The sequence below is a fragment of the Mesorhizobium sp. M7A.F.Ca.US.014.04.1.1 genome (genome assembly GCF_003998745.1).
Lineage (GTDB): Bacteria > Pseudomonadota > Alphaproteobacteria > Rhizobiales > Rhizobiaceae > Mesorhizobium > Mesorhizobium ciceri.
This window is the reverse complement of record NZ_RZRW01000008.1, coordinates 1-21,619: the sequence shown is the minus strand read 5'-3', so window position 1 is coordinate 21,619 and position 21,619 is coordinate 1. Positions and strand designations below refer to the sequence as shown.

Annotated in this window: 26 protein-coding genes and 1 other RNA gene; 16 read left to right on the top strand and 11 right to left on the bottom strand. The window is 62.0% G+C overall.

Annotated features, from left to right (window positions below; translation table 11 throughout):
• The first annotated feature begins 25 nt into the window (after positions 1 to 25).
• The 6 genes from EOA22_RS01195 (at position 26) to EOA22_RS01170 (ending at position 6,761) form a co-directional block, all read left to right on the top strand.
• Positions 26 to 373: a DUF6867 family protein gene (locus EOA22_RS01195; RefSeq protein WP_013529096.1), complete on the top strand. Its 348-nt coding sequence runs from the start codon at positions 26 to 28 to the stop codon at positions 371 to 373.
• Between the two features lie 137 nt (positions 374 to 510).
• Positions 511 to 1,629, top strand: a complete 1,119-nt coding sequence (locus EOA22_RS01190; protein WP_013529097.1) for a branched-chain amino acid ABC transporter substrate-binding protein — start codon at positions 511 to 513, stop codon at positions 1,627 to 1,629.
• A gap of 291 nt (positions 1,630 to 1,920) precedes the next feature.
• Positions 1,921 to 5,379 carry a pyruvate carboxylase gene (gene pyc, locus EOA22_RS01185; protein WP_063169212.1) on the top strand — a complete coding sequence of 1,153 codons (3,459 nt, stop codon included), beginning with the start codon at positions 1,921 to 1,923 and terminating at the stop codon, positions 5,377 to 5,379.
• 160 nt (positions 5,380 to 5,539) lie between these two features.
• The gene (locus EOA22_RS01180) at positions 5,540 to 5,800 is read left to right on the top strand and encodes a DUF2312 domain-containing protein (RefSeq protein WP_013529099.1); all 261 of its coding nucleotides are present in this window, start codon (positions 5,540 to 5,542) and stop codon (positions 5,798 to 5,800) included.
• Between the two features lie 201 nt (positions 5,801 to 6,001).
• Positions 6,002 to 6,442, top strand: a complete 441-nt coding sequence (locus EOA22_RS01175) for a hypothetical protein (RefSeq protein ID WP_013529100.1) — start codon at positions 6,002 to 6,004, stop codon at positions 6,440 to 6,442.
• A gap of 7 nt (positions 6,443 to 6,449) precedes the next feature.
• Positions 6,450 to 6,761: a hypothetical protein gene (locus tag EOA22_RS01170; protein ID WP_024502896.1), complete on the top strand. Its 312-nt coding sequence runs from the start codon at positions 6,450 to 6,452 to the stop codon at positions 6,759 to 6,761.
• Between the two features lie 100 nt (positions 6,762 to 6,861).
• On the opposite strand, the gene msrB is transcribed toward EOA22_RS01170, so the two are convergent.
• The 5 genes from msrB to EOA22_RS01145 form a co-directional block, all read right to left on the bottom strand.
• Positions 6,862 to 7,266 carry a peptide-methionine (R)-S-oxide reductase MsrB gene (msrB, locus tag EOA22_RS01165; RefSeq protein ID WP_013529102.1) on the bottom strand — a complete coding sequence of 135 codons (405 nt, stop codon included), beginning with the start codon at positions 7,264 to 7,266 and terminating at the stop codon, positions 6,862 to 6,864.
• A 197-nt stretch (positions 7,267 to 7,463) separates the two neighbouring features.
• Positions 7,464 to 8,261 carry a hypothetical protein gene (locus EOA22_RS01160; RefSeq protein ID WP_063169211.1) on the bottom strand — a complete coding sequence of 266 codons (798 nt, stop codon included), beginning with the start codon at positions 8,259 to 8,261 and terminating at the stop codon, positions 7,464 to 7,466.
• A 19-nt stretch (positions 8,262 to 8,280) separates the two neighbouring features.
• Positions 8,281 to 9,471, bottom strand: coding sequence for a VWA domain-containing protein (locus EOA22_RS01155; protein ID WP_127389818.1), 1,191 nt, complete (start codon positions 9,469 to 9,471; stop codon positions 8,281 to 8,283).
• 6 nt (positions 9,472 to 9,477) lie between these two features.
• Positions 9,478 to 9,924, bottom strand: coding sequence for a GNAT family N-acetyltransferase (locus EOA22_RS01150; RefSeq protein WP_063169209.1), 447 nt, complete (start codon positions 9,922 to 9,924; stop codon positions 9,478 to 9,480).
• 65 nt (positions 9,925 to 9,989) lie between these two features.
• Positions 9,990 to 10,814, bottom strand: a complete 825-nt coding sequence (locus EOA22_RS01145; RefSeq protein ID WP_245459099.1) for a LysR substrate-binding domain-containing protein — start codon at positions 10,812 to 10,814, stop codon at positions 9,990 to 9,992.
• A gap of 175 nt (positions 10,815 to 10,989) precedes the next feature.
• Between EOA22_RS01145 and EOA22_RS01140 the strand changes: the two genes are divergently transcribed.
• Entirely contained in the window at positions 10,990 to 12,558 is a 1,569-nt protein-coding gene (locus EOA22_RS01140) for an MFS transporter (protein WP_063170360.1), read from the top strand.
• Between the two features lie 15 nt (positions 12,559 to 12,573).
• On the opposite strand, the gene EOA22_RS01135 is transcribed toward EOA22_RS01140, so the two are convergent.
• Positions 12,574 to 13,413 (bottom strand): MoxR family ATPase, encoded by an 840-nt coding sequence (locus EOA22_RS01135; protein ID WP_063169207.1) that lies wholly within the window; start codon positions 13,411 to 13,413, stop codon positions 12,574 to 12,576.
• Positions 13,414 to 13,560: 147 nt separating this feature from the next.
• Between EOA22_RS01135 and ssrS the strand changes: the two genes are divergently transcribed.
• The 4 genes from ssrS (at position 13,561) to EOA22_RS01115 (ending at position 16,131) form a co-directional block, all read left to right on the top strand.
• Positions 13,561 to 13,716, top strand: a non-coding RNA gene (gene ssrS, locus EOA22_RS01130) — 6S RNA.
• Positions 13,717 to 13,812: 96 nt separating this feature from the next.
• Positions 13,813 to 14,400 carry a 5-formyltetrahydrofolate cyclo-ligase gene (locus EOA22_RS01125; protein ID WP_024502903.1) on the top strand — a complete coding sequence of 196 codons (588 nt, stop codon included), beginning with the start codon at positions 13,813 to 13,815 and terminating at the stop codon, positions 14,398 to 14,400.
• A 70-nt stretch (positions 14,401 to 14,470) separates the two neighbouring features.
• On the top strand, positions 14,471 to 15,295 hold the full coding sequence (locus EOA22_RS01120; RefSeq protein ID WP_024502904.1) for a YmdB family metallophosphoesterase: 825 nt from the start codon (positions 14,471 to 14,473) through the stop codon (positions 15,293 to 15,295).
• A gap of 74 nt (positions 15,296 to 15,369) precedes the next feature.
• On the top strand, positions 15,370 to 16,131 hold the full coding sequence (locus EOA22_RS01115; RefSeq protein ID WP_013529109.1) for a TerC family protein: 762 nt from the start codon (positions 15,370 to 15,372) through the stop codon (positions 16,129 to 16,131).
• Between the two features lie 38 nt (positions 16,132 to 16,169).
• Here the strand turns inward: EOA22_RS01115 and EOA22_RS01110 are convergent, their stop codons facing one another.
• A complete protein-coding gene (locus EOA22_RS01110; protein WP_063169206.1) occupies positions 16,170 to 16,562 on the bottom strand; it encodes a VOC family protein in 393 nt (130 codons plus the stop codon).
• Between the two features lie 45 nt (positions 16,563 to 16,607).
• Positions 16,608 to 17,090 (bottom strand): SRPBCC domain-containing protein, encoded by a 483-nt coding sequence (locus tag EOA22_RS01105; RefSeq protein ID WP_063169205.1) that lies wholly within the window; start codon positions 17,088 to 17,090, stop codon positions 16,608 to 16,610.
• Positions 17,091 to 17,142: 52 nt separating this feature from the next.
• Here EOA22_RS01105 and EOA22_RS01100 point away from each other — a divergent pair, with 52 nt between their 5' ends.
• The 3 genes from EOA22_RS01100 (at position 17,143) to EOA22_RS01090 (ending at position 18,743) form a co-directional block, all read left to right on the top strand.
• Entirely contained in the window at positions 17,143 to 17,466 is a 324-nt protein-coding gene (locus tag EOA22_RS01100) for a helix-turn-helix domain-containing protein (RefSeq protein ID WP_024502907.1), read from the top strand.
• A gap of 213 nt (positions 17,467 to 17,679) precedes the next feature.
• The gene (locus tag EOA22_RS01095) at positions 17,680 to 18,429 is read left to right on the top strand and encodes a YebC/PmpR family DNA-binding transcriptional regulator (RefSeq protein ID WP_013529113.1); all 750 of its coding nucleotides are present in this window, start codon (positions 17,680 to 17,682) and stop codon (positions 18,427 to 18,429) included.
• Positions 18,430 to 18,446: 17 nt separating this feature from the next.
• A complete protein-coding gene (locus EOA22_RS01090) occupies positions 18,447 to 18,743 on the top strand; it encodes a SelT/SelW/SelH family protein (protein WP_127224143.1) in 297 nt (98 codons plus the stop codon).
• Positions 18,744 to 18,761: 18 nt separating this feature from the next.
• Here the strand turns inward: EOA22_RS01090 and EOA22_RS01085 are convergent, their stop codons facing one another.
• Positions 18,762 to 18,911 (bottom strand): hypothetical protein, encoded by a 150-nt coding sequence (locus tag EOA22_RS01085; RefSeq protein ID WP_082826704.1) that lies wholly within the window; start codon positions 18,909 to 18,911, stop codon positions 18,762 to 18,764.
• A gap of 21 nt (positions 18,912 to 18,932) precedes the next feature.
• The gene (locus tag EOA22_RS01080; RefSeq protein ID WP_082826561.1) at positions 18,933 to 19,412 is read right to left on the bottom strand and encodes an anthrone oxygenase family protein; all 480 of its coding nucleotides are present in this window, start codon (positions 19,410 to 19,412) and stop codon (positions 18,933 to 18,935) included.
• A gap of 126 nt (positions 19,413 to 19,538) precedes the next feature.
• Here EOA22_RS01080 and EOA22_RS01075 point away from each other — a divergent pair, with 126 nt between their 5' ends.
• On the top strand, positions 19,539 to 20,180 hold the full coding sequence (locus EOA22_RS01075) for a TetR/AcrR family transcriptional regulator (RefSeq protein WP_024502910.1): 642 nt from the start codon (positions 19,539 to 19,541) through the stop codon (positions 20,178 to 20,180).
• A 127-nt stretch (positions 20,181 to 20,307) separates the two neighbouring features.
• Here EOA22_RS01075 and rpmE read toward each other — a convergent pair whose 3' ends face one another.
• The gene (rpmE, locus tag EOA22_RS01070; protein WP_013529118.1) at positions 20,308 to 20,529 is read right to left on the bottom strand and encodes a 50S ribosomal protein L31; all 222 of its coding nucleotides are present in this window, start codon (positions 20,527 to 20,529) and stop codon (positions 20,308 to 20,310) included.
• Between the two features lie 206 nt (positions 20,530 to 20,735).
• On the opposite strand from rpmE, the gene EOA22_RS01065 reads away from it, so the two are divergent.
• The coding region (locus tag EOA22_RS01065; protein ID WP_245478577.1) for an ABC transporter transmembrane domain-containing protein at positions 20,736 to 21,619 on the top strand (884 nt) is incomplete at its 3' end.

Here is a 21,619-nt window from a genome sequence, read left to right as displayed (position 1 = left end):
GGGATCATGCTAAGGAGACTTCACCATGCAGGGCATTCTTTACGAGGAACCCTCGATCTGGCAGTTCTTCTTCGTCACCTGTCTGCTCGGCGGCTGGGCGGCGTGGATGACGGGCAAGGCCAGTGCCCAGACGTGGCGCAGCTTCATCCAGCTGTTCGCCTATGTGCTGGGCCTCGGCATCGCGATCCGCTTCATCCATCACGCGCTGTTCGGCGGCACCATGTTCTCGCTGCATTATTATGTCGTCGACACCATCGTGCTGATGATCCTCGGCTTCGTCGGCTATCAATACACGCGCACCAACCAGATGGTGACACAGTATAATTGGCTCTACGAAAGAGCTTCACTCTTGAGCTGGAAACCGAAAGGTTGACGTTCATCATTAACGCCGCCTCGAAATTGAATCGGCGTGACAAGTGCCTGAAAATCGGCAAACTATGCTTTCTGCGATAAGGGTGGGCATCGCATGAAAGCTTCATCCACGCCCACTCCGTTAATGGGAGCGTTTAAATGAAAAAGTCACTTTTGTCCGCCGTCGCCCTGACCGCGCTTGTCGCGTTCGGCGGCAGCGCGTGGGCTGACGTAATGATGGGCGTCGCGGGCCCGATCACCGGTCCGAACGCCGCCTTCGGCGCGCAGCTGCAGAAGGGGGCGGAAGCTGCTGTCGCCGACATCAATGCCAAGGGCGGCATCAACGGCGAGCAGATCAAGCTCGAAGTCGGCGACGACGTCTCCGATCCGAAGCAGGGTATCTCGGTCGCCAACAAGTTCGTCGGCGACGGCGTCAAGTTCGTGGTCGGCCACTTCAACTCCGGCGTCTCTATCCCGGCATCTGAAGTCTATGCGGAAAACGGCATCGTCGAAGTGACGCCGGCCGCGACCAACCCGCAATTCACCGAGCGCGGTCTGTGGAACGTGTTCCGCACCTGCGGACGCGACGATCAGCAGGGCAGCATTGCCGGCGCGTATCTCGCCGCCAACTTCAAGGACGCCAAGATCGCTGTCGTTCACGACAAGACCACCTACGGTCAGGGCCTTGCCGACGAAACCAAGAAGGCGATGAACGCCAAGGGCGTGACGGAAGTCATGTATGAAGGCATCAATGTCGGCGACAAGGACTTCTCGGCGCTGATCGCCAAGATGAAGGAAGCCGGCGTTTCCATCATCTATTGGGGCGGCCTGCACACCGAAGCCGGCCTGATCATCCGTCAGGCGGCCGACCAGGGCCTCAAGGCAACGCTGGTTTCCGGCGATGGCATCGTGTCGAACGAACTGGCTTCGATCGCTGGCGACGCAGTTGCGGGCACGCTCAACACGTTCGGCCCGGATCCGCGCCTGATCCCCGCCAACAAGGAACTCGTCGAGAAGTTCCGCGCGCAGGGTTTCGAGCCGGAAGCCTACACGCTCTACTCCTACGCCGCCGTGCAGGCGATCGCGGAAGCAGCGACCGCTGCCAAGTCGAACGACCCGCAGGCAGTTGCCAAGGCGCTGCATGAAAACGGCCCCTTCAAGACCGTTCTCGGCGACCTGTCCTATGACGCCAAGGGCGATCCGACGCTGCCCGGCTACGTCATGTACGAATGGAAGAAGGGCGACGACGGCAAGTACACCTACGTCCAGAAGATGTAAGCTCGTCAGTCTCCAGACCATTTACCGATGCCCGGCGCCTCGCGCCGGGCATTTTCTTTTGCCGTCGTCATGTTCAGGGGCGGCCGATGGAGCCGATGCTTAGCCGGGCAATGATCGTGCATTAACCGGAAAGCCGGCTCTTTTTTAGCTGTTCGGAGGAATGGGAAGGGTCCTTGGCGCAATGTTTCTATTTCAATCGGTTTAAGTGCGCGTCAATTTCGTTTGCACTGCAGCATTTTCACGCTAATCATTGCGCCGATTTCTCTTCCTTCCGTCGCTGGAGCCCAGTCCTTGGCCATCACGAAGATCCTCGTCGCCAACCGGTCCGAAATCGCCATTCGCGTCTTCCGCGCGGCCAACGAACTCGGGCTCAAAACCGTGGCGATCTGGGCGGAGGAAGACAAATACTCTCTGCATCGCTTCAAGGCCGACGAGAGCTACCAGGTCGGACGCGGGCCGCATCTGACCAAGGACATGGGGCCGATCGAAAGCTATCTGTCGATCGAGGAGGTGATCCGCGTCGCCAGGCTGTCGGGTGCCGATGCTATCCATCCCGGCTACGGATTGTTGTCGGAAAGTCCCGAATTCGCCGACGCCTGTGCCGAAGCCGGCATTACCTTCATCGGGCCGAGGCCGGACACAATGCGGCGGCTCGGCAACAAGGTCGCGGCGCGCAATCTCGCCATCGAGGTCGGCGTGCCGGTGATCCCCGCCACCGATCCGTTGCCGGATGACATGGAGACGGTCAAGACACTAGCCAAGGAAATCGGCTATCCGGTGATGCTGAAGGCATCATGGGGCGGCGGCGGCCGCGGCATGCGGGCCATCCGCGCCGAAGCCGACCTTGCCCGTGAAGTCACCGAAGGCAAGCGCGAGGCGAAAGCCGCCTTCGGCAAGGACGAGGTCTATCTCGAAAAGCTGATCGAACGCGCCCGCCATGTCGAGGTGCAGGTGCTGGGCGATACCCATGGCAATGCCGTGCACCTGTTCGAGCGCGACTGTTCGATCCAGCGCCGCAACCAGAAGGTCGTCGAGCGGGCGCCGGCGCCCTATCTCGAAATGTCGCAGCGCGAGGAGCTTTGCGGCCATGCGCTCAAGATCGCCCGCGAGACCAGCTATATCGGCGCCGGCACGGTCGAGTTCCTGCAGGATGCCGACACCGGCAAATTCTATTTCATCGAGGTCAACCCGCGCATCCAGGTCGAGCACACCGTCACCGAGCAGGTGACCGGCATCGATATCGTCAAGGCGCAGATCCATATCCTCGACGGCTTTGCCATCGGCACACCGGAATCAGGCGTGCCGGCGCAGAAGGACATAAGGCTGAACGGCCACGCGCTGCAGTGCCGTATCACCACGGAAGATCCCGAGCACAATTTCATCCCCGATTACGGCCGCATCACCGCCTATCGCGGCGCGACGGGCTTCGGCATCCGCCTCGACGGCGGCACCGCTTATTCGGGCGCGGTCATCACCCGCTTCTACGATCCGCTGCTGGAGAAGGTGACGGCGTGGGCGCCGACGCCGGCCGAGACGATCGCCCGCATGAATCGGGCGCTGCGCGAGTTCCGCATCCGCGGCGTCGCCACCAATTTGACCTTCCTCGAAGCGATCATCAACCATCCGAGCTTCGCCGACAATTCCTACACGACCAAGTTCATCGACACGACGCCGGAACTGTTCCAGCAGGTCAAGCGCCAGGACCGCGCCACCAAGCTCATCAACTATCTCGCCGACGTCAGCGTCAACGGCCATCCCGAGACGCGCGGCCGGCCGCAGCCGAAGGCCGACGCCGCGGCACCCGTGGTGCCTTACCTCAACGGCAATGTGCCCGGCGGCAGCAAGCAGAAGCTGGATGTGCTGGGCCCGCAGAAGTTCGCCGCCTGGATGCGCGATCAGAAGGAGGTTCTGGTCACCGACACGACGATGCGCGATGGCCATCAATCGCTGCTGGCGACGCGCATGCGCACGCATGACATTGCCGGCATCGCCGGTGCCTATGCGCGTGCCTTGCCGCAGCTTCTATCGCTGGAATGCTGGGGTGGCGCCACCTTCGACGTCGCGATGCGCTTCCTCACCGAGGATCCGTGGGAGCGGCTGTCGCTGGTGCGCGAGGCGGCGCCCAATCTGCTGTTGCAGATGCTGCTGCGCGGTGCCAATGGCGTCGGCTACACCAACTATCCCGACAATGTCGTGCAGCATTTCGTCAAGCAGGCAGCAAGCGGTGGCATCGACCTGTTCCGGGTCTTCGATTGCCTGAACTGGGTCGACAACATGCGCGTCGCCATGGATGCGGTCGGAGCCGAGGGCAAGCTGATCGAAGCGGCGATCTGCTACACCGGCGATATCCTCGATCCGGCTCGGGCGAAATACGACCTCAAATACTATGTCGGCCTGGCCGGGGAATTGCAGGCGGCCGGCGCCCACATCATCGCCGTCAAGGACATGGCCGGCCTGCTGAAGCCTTCCGCAGCACGCGTGCTGTTCAAGGCGCTGCGCGAGGCGACCGACCTGCCGATCCATTTCCACACCCACGACACGTCGGGCCTGTCGGCGGCGACGGTGCTGGCGGCGGTGGAAAGCGGCGTCGACGCCATAGACGCGGCGATGGATGCCTTCTCCGGCAACACCTCGCAGCCATGCCTTGGCTCACTCGTCGAGGCGCTGAAGGGCACCGAACGCGACCCCGGTCTCGACCCGCAATGGATCAGGAAGATCTCGTTCTACTGGGAAGCGGTGCGCAACCAGTACGCCGCCTTCGAAAGCGACCTCAAGGGGCCGGCCTCGGAAGTCTATCTGCACGAGATGCCGGGCGGCCAGTTCACCAATCTGAAGGAACAGGCTCGCTCGCTCGGATTGGAGACGCGCTGGCACGAGGTGGCGCAGACCTATCACGACGTCAATCTGATGTTCGGCGACATCGTCAAGGTGACGCCGTCGTCCAAGGTCGTCGGCGACATGGCATTGATGATGGTCAGCCAGGACCTGACCGTTGCCGATGTCGAAAACCCGGATAGGGATATCGCCTTCCCGGATTCGGTCGTCTCGATGCTGCGCGGCGACCTCGGCCAGTCGCCAGGCGGGTGGCCGGTGGCGCTGCAGAGGAAGGCGCTCAAAGGCGACAAGCCGATCACGGTGCGGCCCGGCTCGCTGCTCAAGCCAGCCGACCTCAAGGCCAACCGCAAGGAAATCGAGGAGAAGCTCGAGCGCAAGCTGTCGGAATTCGAATTCGCCTCGTGGCTGATGTATCCGAAGGTGTTCACGGATTTCGCCGGCGCGCAGGAAACCTATGGGCCGGTCAGCGTGCTGCCGACGCCGACGTATTTCTACGGCATGAAGCCGGAAGACGAGATCTTCGTCGACATCGAGAAGGGCAAGACGCTGGTGGTGCGGTGCCTGGCCATCGGCGATGTCGACGAGAAGGGCATGGTCACCGTGTTCTTCGAGCTCAACGGCCAGCCGCGCCGTGTCAAGGTGCCCGACCGGGCGCATGGCGCGTCCGCCGCCAAGGCCCGCCGCAAGGCCGAACCCGGCAACGAGGCGCATGTCGGCGCACCGATGCCGGGCGTCGTTTCTGCGCTTTCGGTGGCTGCCGGCCAGGCTGTGAAGGCCGGTGACGTGCTGCTTTCCATCGAAGCGATGAAGATGGAGACGGCGCTGCATGCCGAGCGCGACGGCACGGTCGCCGAGGTGCTGGTCAAGGCAGGCGACCAGATCGATGCCAAGGATCTGCTGATCGCTTTCAGCTAATTGATACCTTCCTGGGGGATCGCTGTCCGCATCGTGGCGGCAGCGTCAGTTCGATCATCGATAACAGCTTGACCCGCCGCCGGCGGTCGGGCATCGAGCCCGCTCAATTCGCCGCTGCATGCATCCCGAGTCGCGGCGCAGAAACGATGTGGAGAAAAATATGGCCGACGATATCACCGATACCAGCCAGACTGTTGCCGCCGGCCAGCTGCGTGCCTTCATCGAGCGCATAGAGCGGCTCGAGGAAGAGAAGAAGACCATTTCCGACGACATCAAGGAAGTGTTCGCCGAGGCCAAGGGCACAGGCTTCGACACCAAGGCGATGCGCACGATCATCCGGCTGCGCAAGAAGGACCAGGCCGAGCGTCAGGAAGAGGAAACCATCCTCGATCTGTACAAGGCCGCACTCGGCATGGTGTAGAGACCGTCTGGAAATTCTACTCCGGCGGCCATCTGGTGGCGTTTTCTGCGCTTCCCTAGTTCTACTGCAATGCAGTAGAACTGAGCTCACGTACTTTAAGTACGCTCCGCTCCGGTTCTCGAAACCACCACCATATGACTCGCCGGAGCGAATTTCGAAACAGTCTCCGGCCGAGCATGATGCCGGAGCGAGCATCGAGCCATGAGCGAATTCGACTTCGGCGCCCGCCGCGCCTCTGAATTCCGCCAGCGCGGCTTCTGGACGCTGTTCGCCGAGCGGCATCCGGAAGAAAGGGCTCTGATGGCGAGGCGCGGACCCTGGTTCTGGCAGCGCGGGCTGCCCGATTTCGCCTTGGTCCTTTCCATGTATGTCGCGCCGGCGCAGAGCCAGGTCGGCGTCTTCTTCGGCCGCAACGAGAAGTTCGGCGCCACGCAAGCGTGGTCGCGGTTGAAACCGTTCCAGCCTGATATCGAAGCCCGGCTGAAGCTCAGGCCGGAACAGAGTTGCGAGGATCTCGGCATCAATTCGATGTGGCGGGTGAACTGCTATGCCGAGGACAACTGGCCAGCCATGGCCGACTGGCTGGTGACCGAATGTTCGCGTTTCGAGCGCGCGGTAACCGAAGTCCTGAGGCAGGGATAGACATCCGGTGTTGCCAGAGGGTATCGGCTCCTTTTTCCGCTCACGCTGGCAAGGCCAGGTGCCGCTCGACCGGCTGTTCTGGCGCGACCTTGTTCTTGTCGGCACGGCGCTCAACGTCGCATCTCTGGTGGCCGCGATCGTCCTGCTCGGACTGAAGCTGCCGCTGGCGCTGGTTCTGGCGGTGCATTTCGCACCGGTGCCCTACAACCTCTTTCTGACCTTTTCCGTATGGCGAACCACGGAAAAGGCCGGTGGCGCCAAGGCCTCACTGATGACGCTCGGCGCCACATTATGGCTGATCCTGACGGTCGTGGTCTGAGAGCGGACACGGGCGCCCACCGCGTTCGCCGGGTTCGGCCGGGGGGCAATGAAAAGGGCGGCCGCAGCCGCCCTTTTCATTCATTCAATCGAATTTCGGTTCAGGCCGCCGGCTCGAATTTCAGCGCCACGCCGTTGATGCAATAGCGCAGGCCGGTCGGCGGCGGGCCGTCCTCGAAGACATGGCCGAGATGGCTGCCGCAGCGGGCGCAATGGCATTCGGTGCGAACCATGCCGTAGCTGCGGTCGACGGTGTTTTCGACCGAACCCGGCACCGGGTCGTTGAAGCTCGGCCAGCCGGTGCCGCTCTCGAACTTCAGCTTGGATTCAAACAAAGGCTGGTCGCAGCCGACGCAGGAAAAGGTGCCGGCGCGCTTCTCGTAGAGCAAAGCGCAACTTCCCGGCCGCTCGGTGCCGTGGCCGCGCATGACGGCATACTGCTCCGGCGTCAGCCGGGCGCGCCATTCGGCGTCGGTGCGGGTTACAGGGTAGGTGTGGGTGTCCATTCGATCTCCTCAGCCTTGCCGGCTCGCCACTACAGCGCCGCGCGCCCATCGGACGCGCAAAGGACGCTGTAGTACTTTGGTTTTGCGCATGATCCTTTCCGAACCGGAGGTTCGGGACCATGCGCGGATTGCAACCTCATATTCGCACCAAGATAGGCATTTGTTACGCGATTTGCCCGCATTTTCGATCGTGATCTTTATGCGATCGCCCTGAGATAGCGATCGACCGAAGCAGCGAACGCCGCTTTTGCGCCCCCGATGACATTCTGGTTCCACCATGCACCATAGATATGGTCGAACGCGAATGGCTCCAGTGCCGCCGCGATGCGGCGCACGGCCGCTGCATTGAGCGGAATGTAGTTCGGATAGCTGTACATGAAGCTGACATGGTGGCGCGTCGGCGTCACCTGCAAGATATCGCCGGCCAGCAAGACGTCGCCGACATCGCGTTTCCAGTGCAGCACCTGACCGCCGGCAAAGTGGCCGCCGCAGCGGATGAGCGTCAGCGAAGGGTTTATGGCCAGCGTCTCGCCTTCCCAACTGACGATCGCCTTGTGCGGTCGCATGATCCATTGGCGGTCGTCGGCATGGAGATAAATCGGCACGCCGCCAAACGCCTCGCTCCAACTGGCCATCACCGAATAATAGTGGCAGTGCGAGATGGCGATCGCCGCCAGGCCACCGCGGCGGTTGATCTCGGCCACCGCCTCGTCGCTGACCATCGAAACGCAGTCCCACAGCACGTTGCCGTGCGGCGTCTGCGCCAGCAGCGCCCGTTGGCCGATGGCGAAGCGCGGCTCGATGCCGAAGCCGAGAACGCCGGCATCGTCCTTCATAACAAGCCGGTGTCCTTCGGCAAGTTCCTCCGGCGTGATCCACGCTTGGCCCTCCCAGCGCACATATTGGCGCTCGTCCTCGCAGATCGGGCAATGTTCTGGCGGCGTCTCTGTCGCCGCGAACTGGACGCCGCATTGCAGGCAGAGGAAGCAGGTCATCGGATCTCCTGTCGGTCTTTCAGTGCTTTCTTGAAAGCTGCTTGGTCGCGCCCTCCAGCCCGGCCAGCGTCAGCGGGAACATGCGGCCGCCGAAAATGTCGCGGATCATCGCAACCGAATGGGTGTAGCCCCAGTTCTTGGGATCTTCGGGGTTCAGCCATACCGCGTTCGGCCATTGCTGCAGCAGACGGCCGAGCCAGACGCTGCCCGCCTCCGGATTCCAGTGCTCGACCGAACCGCCGGGGTGAGCGATCTCGTAAGGGCTCATCGAGGCGTCGCCGACGACGATCACCTTGTAGTCCGGACCGTATTTGTGAAGCAGGTCGAAGGTCGGAATCACCTCGGCATGCCTGCGGCGATTGTCCTTCCACACGCCCTCATAGAGGCAGTTGTGGAAATAGAAATATTCGAGCTGGCGGAATTCGGCGCGGGCGGCCGAGAACAGCTCCTCGACGCTTTTGATGTGGTCGTCCATCGAGCCGCCGACATCGAAGAACATCAACAGCTTCACCGCGTTGCGCCGCTCTGGCCGCGTCTGCACGTCGAGATAGCCGTGTTCGGCCGTGGCGTGGATGGTTCCGGGCAGGTCGATCTCTTCCTCGGCGCCCTCGCGCACCCAGCGACGCAGGCGTTTCAGCGCGATCTTGATGTTGCGGGTGCCGAGTTCGACGGCATCGTCGAAATTCCTGAACTCGCGCTTGTCCCAGACCTTCACCGCGCGGCGGTTGCGGCTTTCATGCTGGCCGATGCGCACGCCTTCGGGATTGTAGCCATAGGCGCCGAATGGCGAGGTTCCGCCGGTGCCGATCCATTTCGAGCCGCCCTGGTGGCGACCTTTTTGCTCCTCGAGTCGCTGTTTCAAAGTCTCCATCAGCTTTTCGAACCCGCCGAGCGCCTCGACCAGTTTTTTCTCCTCGTCGGTCAGGTGCTTTTCGGCGAGGCGGCGCAACCATTCCTCGGGGATATTGGCGACGTCCAGCGCGTCCGGTCCGCCCAGCGCTTCAATGCCCTTGAAGACATGCGCGAACACCTGGTCGAAGCGGTCGATGTGGCGCTCGTCCTTCACCAGGGCGGCGCGGGCGAGGTAATAAAAACCTTCGACGTCGTAGTCGACCAACCCGGCTTCCAGCCCTTCGAGCAGCGACAGATATTCCCTGAGCGAGACGGGAACGCGTGCAGCCTTCAGTTCAAGGAAGAAGGGGATGAACATGGCCGGTTACAGCAAATCATACTCGATGAAGCCCGTGCGGCGGGCGACGTGGTCGTAAAGCTTGCGCGCGGTGGCGTTGGTCTCGTGCGTCATCCAGTAGACATTCTTGACGCCGATCTTTGCCGCCTCTTCCTTCACTGCGTTGATAAGGGCGGCGCCGATCCCCTTGCCGCGCACATCCGGGTCGGCGAACAAATCCTGCAGATAGCAGTTGTTTTTCTCCGACCAGCCGGAGCGGTGGTACAGGAAGTGCGTGAGACCGACCGCCTTGCCGTCCAGTGTGGCGATGAAGCCTTTTGGCTCGAATTCGCCCGGAGTGAACAGCCGCTTCCAGGTGACGGCGTAGACCTCTTCCGGCAGCTTCGTCTCATAGAAGGTGAGATAGTCGGTCCACAGGCGCCGCCAATCGGCGTGGTCGGACTGCGCGAGCGGGCGGACGATTATCTCGGACATTTCGTTCCCTCTGAAGTCTGGAACCCGATCCATACCAATAGAATCGGGATCAGGAACACCCTTGCCTATTCGGCAGGCGAATTATATTCGCGAAAAGCGGTCGCGAGCATGTGCAGCGCCTCCCGCGCCCGCGGCGGCAGAGCGTGCGACTGCAAAACGATCTCGGACGGGGGAATTGGTGGCAGGCCGAGTTTGCGGCCCACCTCGATCAAGCCCGGGGGCACAACCCGGTAAGCGAGGGCGGAAAGGGCAAAGCCCGCCGATACCGCGATGTTGACGGCAGCGCCGCCGCCGCCGACGAAAGCCTCATTCCAGGCGATGCCTGCCCGGTCCAGCGCTTCGACCGCTCTCATACGGTCCGGGCAATTGCATCTGGTGCTTAAAAGAGCCAGGCGCAGGGGCGTGCCTGGTCGCCATTCGAAGCCAGGTGCCGCGAACCAGCCATAGTGGGTGCGCGACAAAGCTTCACCGCGTCGACTGTCATCTTCCTGGTGCACAATCACCGCATCGAGTTCGCCGCGATCGAAAGCTTCTTCCAGCATGGAGCTGGTATCGATCCGTATGTTGAGCGCGAGCGACGGATCGTGGGCATGAAGCTGGGCGATCAGCGTGGAAAGCTCAGGCCCCGCGACATGATCGACGAAGCCGAGCGCAAGCCGACATGGCGCCGCGGAAAATTCCGCGACGGCGCGTTCATGGGCGGCAAGGAATTCGCGGGCCACGGGCAGGAAGACAGCCCCCCTTTCCGACAGTGCCACGCGGCGCGGGGTTCGTTCGATCAAACGTGCGCCGAGCTTTTCCTCGAGCCGCCGCAACTTGACGCTGATCGTCGCCTGGGTGCTGCCAAGTGCTGCAGCCGCCCGGGTGAAGCTCTGCAGGTCGGCCACCATGACGAAAGTGCGCACGGCATCGACATCGAGACTGGCCATCTCCGTCATTCCATTTTGTTATCTCTGAAATAGAAATGCATAGTCTTTTTTCATAGTAAAGCCTCGTCTATGTCATCTCGACCGCAGTTTGAAGAGCCAGCCCGGTTCCAGAATGCTTCGACAGAAAGTGATCGACATGACGTTTCAAATCGACCGAAACACCGTTGCGCTTGCCGGGGCCTGCCTTGCCTCGCTGCTGTTCGGCCTCGAAATCTCCAGCGTCCCGGTGATCCTTCCGAAACTGGAAAGCGTGCTCGCCGCCGACTTCAAGGATCTGCAATGGATCATGAACGCCTACACCATTGCCTGCACCACGGTGCTGATGGCGACAGGAACGCTGGCCGACCGCTTCGGCCGCAAACGGGTGATGGTGATCGCCACCATCGCCTTCGGGCTGGCCTCACTGCTGTGCGGCCTCGCGCCGAGCGCTTCGCTCCTCATCATTGCACGCTTCCTGCAAGGCCTGGCGGGAGGGGCGATGTTCACTTGCAGCGTGGCCGTCTTGTCCCACCAGTTTCAGGACGGCAGCGAACGCGGCAAGGCTTTTGTGGCCTGGAGCGTCGTCTCGGGGATCGGGCTTGGCTTTGGTCCCGCCATCGGTGGATTGATCGTCGCGTTCTCGAGCTGGCAGTGGGTGTTCCTCATCCATGTGCCGCTTGCCATCCTTGCGCTGGTCTTCATCGGTGCCGGTGTCACCGAATCACGCGACCACAATGCCCAGAAGCTTGACCGTGCCGGTATCCTGACGCTCTCGTTCGCGGTGTTCGGCTTCTCCTATCTGATCACGCAAGGGGCCGATCTCGGCTCTGGTGCCCGCATCGGCGTGGCAAGTGCTGCCGTGCTGGCCTTCGCCGCGTTCCTCGTTGCCGAGAAGATCAGCCCCTATCCGATGTTCGATTTCTCGGTGTTCCGGATCCGTCAATTTTCGGGAGCGATCATGGGCGGCATCGGCATGAATTTCAGCTATTGGCCGTTCATCATGTATCTGCCGATCTATTTTTCGGGTGTGCTCGGCTACGACAGCACCACGACCGGCCTGCTGCTGCTCGTCTACACGCTTCCCTTGATGCTGATGTCCTCGACCGCCGAGCGCCTGCGCGCCCGCTATCAGGCGCGGGTGGCGATCCCGCTCGGGTTGCTGACATTGGGGGTCGGCTTTATCGCCATGAGGATAGGTTCGAGCCTTGAGGGAGCCAGCTGGCTGACCATGCTGCCCGGTACGCTGATCGCCGGTATCGGTATCGGCCTCACCAACTCACCGACCACCAACACCACGACGGGTTCGGTGTCGCCGGATCGCGCCGGCATGGCTTCGGGCATCGATATCAGCGCGCGGCTGATCACGCTCGCCATCAACATCGCGGTGCTGGGCCTGCTGTTGACGCAGGGAATTGCTTCCTATCTCAAAACCGCATTGGGCACGGCCCTTGACCCGGACGAATTGCGCGCGTTGGCGGAAAAGATCGCCACCGGAAATCTCGATGGCCTCTCCCAATATTCGCCCAGGCTGGCGACCCTCGACCCGTCCGGCGCGCTTGCGCATGCCGCCTTGGTCAACGGTTTTGGCTGGGTCATGCTCTATAGCGGGATCGGCGTTCTTGCCCTTGCCGTCATCAGCTTCGTCGTCTTCGGCCCCAGAAACGTCGCGCCGCAAGAGGCAAGGGACCGTCATCGTGCTCAGGGCGCAAGCGAAGCTCGATCGTAGCAAGTGCCCGGCGCCTCACCCTTGCCTGCGCGCCATGAAGGCAAGCCGCTCGAACAGATGGACATCCTGTTCGTTCTTCAGCAATGCGCCATGCAGCTTGGGCAACGCGTTCTTCGGGTCGGCGCGCAGATCCTCGGGCGCGATATCGTCGGCGACCAGCAGGCGGATCCAGTCGAGCGCCTCGGAGGTCGACGGTTTTTTCTTCAGCCCCGGCACTTCGCGGATCTCGTAGAACTGGGTGAGGGCTGCCCGAACCAGGTTCTGCTTGATGCCGGGATAGTGGACGTCGACGATTCTGTGCAGCGTGTCGACGTCGGGAAAGCGGATGTAATGGAAGAAGCAGCGGCGCAGGAACGCGTCCGGCAACTCCTTCTCGTCGTTGGAGGTGATGATGACGATCGGCCTGACGGCGGCGCGGATGGTTTCGCCGGTCTCGTAGACGAAGAACTCCATCCGATCGAGTTCCTGCAGGAGATCGTTTGGGAATTCGATGTCGGCCTTGTCGATCTCGTCGATCAAGAGCACGACCTTCTTGCCGGCGGCGAAAGCCTCCCAGAGTTTGCCGCGCTTGATGTAGTTCCTGATGTCGTTGAAGCGCTCGTCGCCCAACTGGCTGTCGCGCAGCCGCGAGACGGCATCATATTCGTACAGGCCCTGCTGCGCCCGCGTCGTCGACTTGACGTGCCATTCGATGAGGTCGAGGCCGAGTGCAGCCGCCACCTGGCGGGCCAGTTCCGTCTTGCCGGTGCCGGGCTCGCCCTTGACCAGCAAGGGCCGCTCCAGCGCGATCGCCGCATTGACGGCCACCATCAGATCCTTGTCGGCGACATAGGCCGCCGTGCCTTCGAAACGCATTCTTGCTCCTCGGTTGGTCATCGCGACCGTAAGGACGAGGCCGTGCCTGTGCAAGGGTGAGGTGTTGGCGGCGCGAGGGCCTGAACCAACACGGAAAGAGTGCCCGTCTCACTGGCGCTTAGCCGGCCGGCAGCCTATATTGGGCGGGACGGTCTGTGCTTCCCGGCAGGAGAACATTTTCCCCGGGGCCTTAACGATCCTTAGGGAGCTGTCCCTGGGAAGACCCGTGGGTTTTCTCACACGGCGCCCACCTACTTTGTAGGTTCCCGGGATCGCTCTCTCCACCGGTTGTGTGGATCGTCACTTATTGCCACGCGTCCCGCATTTCGGTGGATGATTGCGGTGGAAAACGTCGCTCCCAACACTCCATCCAGATCTGACCTTTTCTACCCTGACTGCATGACCTCTCTCAAAGACCTCAAAAAGCAGCTTCGCCGCGAGGCCCTCGGACGCCGCGATGCGCTCGACGAATTCTGGCGGGTGGAGGTCGCGCTTGAAATGGCAGAGACGGCACGCGATCACCTCCACATTGAGCCGGGCCAGATCGTTTCCGGCTTCTGGCCGATGCGCTCGGAAGTCGACGTCAGGCCGCTGATGTTTGCCTTGCGCGAAAGGGGCGCGCGGCTTTGCCTGCCGGCCATTCTCGACAAAACCACGATCGTCTTTCGCGAACTGGTGCGCGGCGCGCCGATGGTCGAGATGGGTTTCGGCACGGTCGGCCCGCATGAAGAAGCAGAAGTGCTCGACCCCTCGGTGATGCTGGTGCCGCTCGCCGCCTTCGATGCGCGCGGCCATCGCATCGGCTATGGTGCCGGCTATTACGACCGCGCCATCGCCAAGCTGATCGACAAGGGACAGCCGCCGCGGCTGGTCGGCATCGCCTTCGACTGCCAGGAGGTGGCAATGGTGCCGGATGAGGAACATGACGTCGTCATTCCGGAAATACTGACCGAGAGCGGGTTGCGCCGCTTCGCGTCAAAATTGTAGATAAAAGGACGCATGATCTTTCACAGACGTCATGCAGCTTTTGCTTCGCTGACCTTCGGTGCGGGATCATATGAGACTTCTCTTCCTCGGTGACATGGTTGGAAAGACGGGACGGACGGCGGTGTGGGAACAACTGCCCGGCTTGATCTCCGACTTCAAACTCGATTTCGTCATCGTCAACGGTGAGAACGCCGCCGGCGGCTTCGGCATCACCGAAGATATCTTTCGCGAGACGATCGCGGCCGGTGCGGATGTCGTCACAACCGGCAACCATGTCTGGGACCAGCGCGACGCACTCGCCTTCGCGCCGCGCGAAGAGCGCTTCCTGCGCCCCTCGAACTTTCCCAAGGGCACGCCCGGGCGCGGCTCCGGCGTCTACATCGCCAGGAGCGGCGCGCGCGTGCTGGTCGCCAACATCATGGGCCGGGTGTTCATGCATCCCGAACTCGACGATCCCTTCCAGGCCGGCGAACGCGAGCTTGCCGCCTGTCCGCTCGGCGAGCAGGCGGATGCCGTGATCATCGACTTCCACGCCGAGGCGACCTCGGAAAAGATGTGCTTCGCGCATTTCGTCGACGGCCGTGCCAGCCTCGTCGTCGGCACCCATACCCACCAGCCGACCGGCGATCACCAGATCCTCAATGGCGGCACCGGTTATATGTCCGACGCCGGCATGTGCGGCGACTATGATTCCTCGCTCGGCATGGACAAGGAGGAGCCGCTCAACCGGTTCCTGTCGAAAGTGCCGAAAGGCCGCTTCGAAGCGGCGACCGGACCGGCGACCTTGTGCGGCGTCGGCGTCGATATTTCCGACCGCACCGGGCTGACCGAGCGGATCGCGCCGTTTCGTCGCGGCCCGCGGCTGGAGGAAACCGCACCGTCCTTCTGGTCATGACATTGATATAGGCACGCTTAGTACCTAACTGCCGGCGACACTGCTCTAGATCGTTAAAAGAGGGGACGACCTCCATGCAGCTCATCGAATTCCTGGCGCCGCATTTTCAATTTGTGTCCGATCCAACCGCCTGGGTCGCGCTGCTGACGCTGATTGTGCTCGAGGTCGTGCTCGGCATCGACAATCTGATCTTCATCTCGATCCTGACCAACAAGCTGCCGGAAGCACAACGGGCCCGTGCCCGCCGGCTCGGCATCTCGGCGGCGCTGATCATGCGGCTGGTGCTGCTGGCCACCATTTCGATCATCGTCCAGCTGACCACGCCGGTATTCACGGCCTTCGGCCATGGTTTTTCCTGGCGCGACCTGATCCTGATCGCCGGCGGCCTGTTCCTGGTCTGGAAGGCGACCAAGGAGATCCATCACACGGTCGATCCCGACGACCACAAGGATACGATGATGGGCGAGACGCTGCAGATCAGCCTCGCCGGCGCGATCTTCCAGATCCTGCTGCTCGACCTGGTCTTCTCGATCGATTCGATCATCACCGCCGTCGGCATGACCGACGAGATCGCCATCATGTACATCGCCGTGATCGTGGCGGTGAGCGTGATGATGCTGGCGGCCGGGCCGCTGGCCAACTTCATCGCCAAAAACCCGAGCATTGTCATGCTGGCGCTGGGCTTCCTTTTGATGATCGGCATGACACTGATCGCCGACGGCATGGGCTACCATGTGCCCAAGGGCTACATCTATGCGGCGATGGGCTTTTCGGCATTGGTCGAGGGGCTCAACATGCTGGCGCGGCGGCGCAAGAAGCCGGGCGGCGGGCATTGAGGCAAGAGCAGCAGGGTGGTCGCCCTTGCACAGACCAGTCATGCGAGATTGATCTGCCAGGAGACCCCGAACCTGTCGTTTAGCCATGCGAAACGGCGGCTGAAGCCGTAATTGTCCGATGGCATCAGGAACGCGCCATCCTTGCCCAGCGTCTCGACAATTCGGTTCAGTTCATCCTCGGAGGAACAGTCCACATACAGCGACACCGATGGCGTGAAGGTGAATGCATGGTGGACGGGGCTGTTGAAGACCATGACTTCCAGGCCGGCGATCGACACCCGCGCTAGTTTGACCGTTCCTTGCGGACCGTCTTCGCCGGGGCCGTAATTCGTGACGTCGAGGACGCTGCTGCCGGGAATGGTCTCGCAATAGAGGGTCATTGCCTCTTCGGCCTTGCCCTCGAACATCAGGAATGGCGTTACTTTCTTCATCGCAAAGGCCTCCTCTTCCTTCTGGTTGCTCAGATGTCGGGTCGCTCAAACATTGGTCTCGTTGGCGGGTTCGCCTTTCATCTCGCTGCGGTAGTAACCGTCGCGCAAATTGATGCCGTACTCGACATAGGCCTTCATGCAGGCCAGCATCTGCGACCAGCCCTCGCAATTGAGGTAGGACTTCTTCAGGCCGACCGCGCCTTCCTGCCAGCCGCTCTCGGCGATGGTGACGAAGGTGCCGCCATCGTCCAGCGGTTCGAAGTTCATCTCGATGCGGGTTTTGTAGGCCGGCTTGCCGTCCTCATCGGTGGCATCCCAGCGCAGCACGATGCGGCGGTCCTTGACCACTTCGTCGACCTCAACCGGCACCTTGCCCCACCAGACGACGCCGGCGCCGGCTTCCAGCGGGGCGCTGGCGCCGCCGATCGTGGTGAAATAGCCGCTCAGTTTCTTCGGATTGACGACTGCGTCGAAGACGTCGGCGACCGGCTTGCCGATGCGTCCGGAAACACTGAATCCAAGTGACATATCCACAGCTCCTTCCCTTGATCGGTCCAAAGATACGTTATATAAACATAACATGTCAAGCAGATCGCAAGACGACAATGTTTTCAAGGCGCTGGCGCATCCGCGCCGGCGCGAAATGCTGGATCAGCTGAAGGACGCGCCGAAGACGACCGGCATGCTGTGCGAGGCCTTTCCCGATATCGATCGCTGCACGGTCATGCTGCATCTGAAGGTGCTGGAGGAGGCCGACCTGATCGTTGCGCGGCGCGACGGCCGCGAGCGCTGGAACCATCTCAACGCGCTGCCGATCAAGCAGATCCACGACCGCTGGATCAGCCAGTATGCCGGCCATGCGCTCAGCATCATCGACCGACTGAAGTCGGACCTCGAGGCGTGAGCGGCCGCAGCAGGTCACGTCTTGCGCCGCATGCGCGGTGCGGCTGGACGAATTGAGCCGATTTATCTATAAGCCGGCCATTCCGACAGAGAACGCCGTGCTTCCAAGAGGTGCACCTGGGACGCTCTGAAATTTTGAATTCGGGCATTGCGGAAGACGAGGTCAGATCACTTCGCTTCGCGATGCTCTAGCCGAGAAGACGACAGGGGTGCCATGGCTGGCCATTCACAGTTCAAGAACATCATGCACCGCAAGGGCCGCCAGGATGCGGTGCGGTCTAAAATGTTTTCCAAGCTGGCGCGCGAAATCACCGTCGCCGCCAAGAGCGGGACGCCCGATCCATCGATGAACCCGCGCTTGCGCCTGGCGATCCAGAACGCCAAGGCGGTGTCGATGCCGAAGGACAACATCCAGCGCGCCGTCAACAAGGCCTCGATGGGCGATGCCGAGAATTACGAAGCCGTGCGCTATGAGGGCTATGGCCCGGGCGGCGTCGCTGTCATTGTCGAGGCGCTGACCGACAACCGCAACCGCTCGGCGTCCAATGTGCGTGCTGCCTTCACCAAGGCCGGCGGCGCGATGGGCGAAACGGGCTCGGTTTCCTTCATGTGGGACCGCGTCGGCGAGATCTATTATCCGGCATCGGCCGGCAGCGCCGACAAGGTCATGGAAGCGGCAATCGAAGCCGGCGCCGACGACGTGGAAACCGACGAGGAAGGCCACACCATCTATTGCGCCTTCGAGAATCTCGGTGAGGTGTCGAAGGCTCTGGAAACCTCGCTCGGCGAGGCAGAATCGGTGAAGCTGATCTGGCGGCCGCAGAACAACGTTCCGGTCGACGAGGAGCGGGCACAGTCGCTGATGAAACTGGTCGCCACGCTCGAGGACGACGACGACGTGCAGAGCGTCTACGCCAACTTCGAAGTCGACGACGAGACCATGGCCAAGCTCAGCGCGGCATGAGCGGAGCTCAGCCCGGCATGAGCGAGAGAGTGCTCCCCGCCATCCGCATCACCTACTGCACGCAGTGCCAATGGCTGTTGCGCGCCGGCTGGATGGCGCAGGAGCTGCTGTCGACCTTCGGCACGGACCTCGGCGAAGTAACGCTGGTGCCGGGCACCGGCGGCATCTTCACCATTTCCTGCAATGACGTGCTTGTCTGGGATCGCAAGCGCGACGGCGGTTTTCCGGACGCGGCCAAGCTGAAGCAACTGGTCCGCGATGTCATTGATCCGGACCGCGACCTCGGTCATTCCGATCGGAAGACAAAGGCGTAGAGGCCGCCGGCGCTGCCGTCACTTGCGTCGCCACGCTCCGAAGGCGGCGCCAATCGCAATACCCGCGGCGACGCCCATCGGAAGGTCATCCAGAGCGGTGCCGACCGCGGCACCGACACCAACTCCGATTGCCATGCCGAAGGCCATATTCGAATATTGATCCTTCATCGGTGGCTCCATCCATCCTTTTCAACGCGCGGCGAACCAGAAGGATGCCAGCGCGGCTATGCCGCTGATGGTGCGGACATGGTTCCACATCACCCACTCGTCGAGGTAGCGCGACCACAGGCTTGCGCCATTGCTGCTGGCCGGATCGAGGGCGGCGAGCGCATCGTTGAGCGGGACGTTGAAGATCATCGTCACCACCACGATGCCGATGAGATAGAGCAGGCTGCCGGCAACCAGCCAGAGCGAGCCTGGCTGGTTCCAGCCGATCACCGCACCGATGGCGACAACGATGCAGACGAGAGCCGTGCCGAACAGTGCTGTCATGAACAGCGGCGTCACCGCTGTGACGTTGATGGAATTCATCGCGGCAATGCCGCTTGCGGCTGGCATGCGGGCGAGGCCCGGCATGACGAAGCTGGAGAAAGCAAAGAAGACGCCGCCGACGACGCCTGAGCCAAGTGCGGCAATGAAGATGAGAGTGGGAAGAAGTTTCGCGATCATGTCAGTTGCTCCAGATGCCCATTGTGCTTTCCTCCGCATAAACGTGATTAATCCTCACATTTGCAAAACGTGATAAACCCTCGTATTTTTCGAGTCAAGTGATTTTGGCGGCATTTGGAGTCAGGTATGGAAGACGCGGCAACCCCCGTTTCCGCACAGAAGCAGGCTGCTTCACCGCGTCGGGCGCCGAGCCAGCAGCGCAGCCGCGAGCGGGTCGAGCGCATGCTGGCGGCTGCCTCGGCGCTGATCGCCGAGCAAGGCAGCGATGCCATGCGCATGGGTGAGGTGGCGGAGCGCGCTGGGGTGTCGATCGGGTCGCTCTACCAGTTCTTTCCGGACAAGCGGGCGATCATCTGGGCGCTGGCCGAGCGCTACACCGCCGAAAGCCAGTCCTGCATTTCGGCAGCACTGGCTGGCATCAGCGACGCCGAAGGCCTGCAGTCCGCGTTTTCAGAGTTGGTCGACATCTATTACCGGCTGTTCCTGGCCGAGCCGGTGATCCGCGACATCTGGTCGGGCACGCAGGCTGACAAGGCGCTGCGCCAGCTCGAACTCGCCGACAGCCGTGCCAACGCCGAATTCCTCAGCGCGGTGCTGAAACGGCTGCGGCCGGCAGCCGATCCGGCGACACTGGAAACCACGGCGTTTCTGGTCTGGCAGATGGGCGAGGCCGCCATGCGGCTGGCGATCTCGGTTGAGCGGCAGGAGGGCGACAGGCTGGTCGCCGCCTACAAGCGCATGGCGTTAAGGGAATTGCTGGCCGAGTAGGACCGCGCCGCAACAAAAAACCCGCCACAGGGCGGGTTTTCGATCTGTGAAAGCTCGTTTGGCTTAAGTTCTTACTTGATGCAAGTCGTTATCCCAAAACCGCTTCGCACTTTTGGGCGACATGCAATTAGATGCCGAAACCTTCGAAACGCTTCTTGAACTTCGACAGGCGGCCGCCGCGGTCGAGCAGGGTCTGCTGGCCGCCGGTCCAAGCCGGGTGGGTGGTCGGGTCGATATCGAGGTTCATCGTATCGCCTTCCTTGCCCCAGGTCGAACGGGTCGTGTATTCGGTGCCATCGGTCATGACGACCTTGATGGTGTGGTAATCGGGATGGATGTCGGTCTTCATGGTTCGGTTCCTGGCTTGCCGGCGCTGGCGACGGGCATAAGCCTGCGTCGATGCGCCCCTTTTTAAAACTCGAAGCCGCAGCTATTGAGGAGCCACGGCTTCTAAAACGGTCGGCGAGCCTATACATCAGCCGGAATTGAATCACAAGGCCGCGGCAAGCGCATATTGAGGCGCAGACCCCAAGGACGGCTGGAGGAAACATCGGGATGGCGCAAATCACCAGCGCAGACGAGCGCCGGCGTTCGCTCAAGCCGCTCAGGCGCCTGTTCCCCTACATCACGCACTACCGCACGCTGGTCGTCGGCGCCATTATCTCGCTGGTTATCGCGGCGGCAACCACGTTGGCGCTGCCGCTGGCGGTGCGTCGCATGATCGATCATGGCTTCTCGTCGTCCAGCACGACCTTCATTGCCGAATATTTCGCAGCGCTGGTGGCTATGGCCGCCCTGCTGGCGGCAGCATCGGCCGGCCGCTACTATTTCGTCATCACGCTGGGCGAGCGCGTCGTCGCCGATATCAGGCGCGATGTGTTTGCCCATGTGACGACGCTGTCGCCTGCCTTCTTCGACACCGCCCAGTCGGGCGAGATCGTGTCGCGGCTTGCCGCCGACACGACGCAGGTCAAGTCGGCGGTCGGAGCGACGGCCTCGGTGGCGCTGCGCAATGTCATCCTCGGCCTTGGCGCGGTGGGGATGATGGTCATCACCAGCCCGAAACTGTCCGGCCTGGTCATCGCGGCAATACCCGTGATCGTGCTGCCGCTGGTCGCCTTCGGCCGTTCGGTGCGGCGCAAATCACGTCAGGCGCAGGATACGCTGGCCGATGCCACCGCCTATGCCAGCGAGCAGATCGGCGCGGTGCGCACGCTGCAGGCCTTCACCAATGAGAAGCTGGTCACCGGGCATTTCTCGGCTGCGGTGGAAGCTGCTTTCGAGGCGGCACGCTCCTCGATCTTCGCGCGCTCCTTCTTAACCTTCTTCGCCATTTTCACCATCTTCTCGTCCGTCGTGGCGGTGCTGTGGTTCGGCTCGCGCGACGTGCTCGAAGGCTCGATATCGCCAGGCACGCTCGGCCAGTTCCTGCTCTATTC

Coding starts and splice junctions, on each gene's coding strand:
- EOA22_RS01195 (WP_013529096.1), top strand. CDS start 26: ATGCAGGGCATTCTTTACGAGGAACCCTCGATCTGGCAGTTCTTCTTC.
- EOA22_RS01190 (WP_013529097.1), top strand. CDS start 511: ATGAAAAAGTCACTTTTGTCCGCCGTCGCCCTGACCGCGCTTGTCGCG.
- EOA22_RS01180 (WP_013529099.1), top strand. CDS start 5,540: ATGGCCGACGATATCACCGATACCAGCCAGACTGTTGCCGCCGGCCAG.
- EOA22_RS01175 (WP_013529100.1), top strand. CDS start 6,002: ATGAGCGAATTCGACTTCGGCGCCCGCCGCGCCTCTGAATTCCGCCAG.
- msrB (WP_013529102.1), bottom strand. CDS start 7,266: ATGGACACCCACACCTACCCTGTAACCCGCACCGACGCCGAATGGCGC.
- EOA22_RS01160 (WP_063169211.1), bottom strand. CDS start 8,261: ATGACCTGCTTCCTCTGCCTGCAATGCGGCGTCCAGTTCGCGGCGACA.
- EOA22_RS01155 (WP_127389818.1), bottom strand. CDS start 9,471: ATGTTCATCCCCTTCTTCCTTGAACTGAAGGCTGCACGCGTTCCCGTC.
- EOA22_RS01150 (WP_063169209.1), bottom strand. CDS start 9,924: ATGTCCGAGATAATCGTCCGCCCGCTCGCGCAGTCCGACCACGCCGAT.
- EOA22_RS01145 (WP_245459099.1), bottom strand. CDS start 10,814: ATGGTGGCCGACCTGCAGAGCTTCACCCGGGCGGCTGCAGCACTTGGC.
- EOA22_RS01140 (WP_063170360.1), top strand. CDS start 10,990: ATGACGTTTCAAATCGACCGAAACACCGTTGCGCTTGCCGGGGCCTGC.
- EOA22_RS01135 (WP_063169207.1), bottom strand. CDS start 13,413: ATGCGTTTCGAAGGCACGGCGGCCTATGTCGCCGACAAGGATCTGATG.
- EOA22_RS01125 (WP_024502903.1), top strand. CDS start 13,813: ATGACCTCTCTCAAAGACCTCAAAAAGCAGCTTCGCCGCGAGGCCCTC.
- EOA22_RS01120 (WP_024502904.1), top strand. CDS start 14,471: ATGAGACTTCTCTTCCTCGGTGACATGGTTGGAAAGACGGGACGGACG.
- EOA22_RS01115 (WP_013529109.1), top strand. CDS start 15,370: ATGCAGCTCATCGAATTCCTGGCGCCGCATTTTCAATTTGTGTCCGAT.
- EOA22_RS01110 (WP_063169206.1), bottom strand. CDS start 16,562: ATGAAGAAAGTAACGCCATTCCTGATGTTCGAGGGCAAGGCCGAAGAG.
- EOA22_RS01105 (WP_063169205.1), bottom strand. CDS start 17,090: ATGTCACTTGGATTCAGTGTTTCCGGACGCATCGGCAAGCCGGTCGCC.
- EOA22_RS01100 (WP_024502907.1), top strand. CDS start 17,143: ATGTCAAGCAGATCGCAAGACGACAATGTTTTCAAGGCGCTGGCGCAT.
- EOA22_RS01095 (WP_013529113.1), top strand. CDS start 17,680: ATGGCTGGCCATTCACAGTTCAAGAACATCATGCACCGCAAGGGCCGC.
- EOA22_RS01090 (WP_127224143.1), top strand. CDS start 18,447: ATGAGCGAGAGAGTGCTCCCCGCCATCCGCATCACCTACTGCACGCAG.
- EOA22_RS01085 (WP_082826704.1), bottom strand. CDS start 18,911: ATGAAGGATCAATATTCGAATATGGCCTTCGGCATGGCAATCGGAGTT.
- EOA22_RS01080 (WP_082826561.1), bottom strand. CDS start 19,412: ATGATCGCGAAACTTCTTCCCACTCTCATCTTCATTGCCGCACTTGGC.
- EOA22_RS01075 (WP_024502910.1), top strand. CDS start 19,539: ATGGAAGACGCGGCAACCCCCGTTTCCGCACAGAAGCAGGCTGCTTCA.
- rpmE (WP_013529118.1), bottom strand. CDS start 20,529: ATGAAGACCGACATCCATCCCGATTACCACACCATCAAGGTCGTCATG.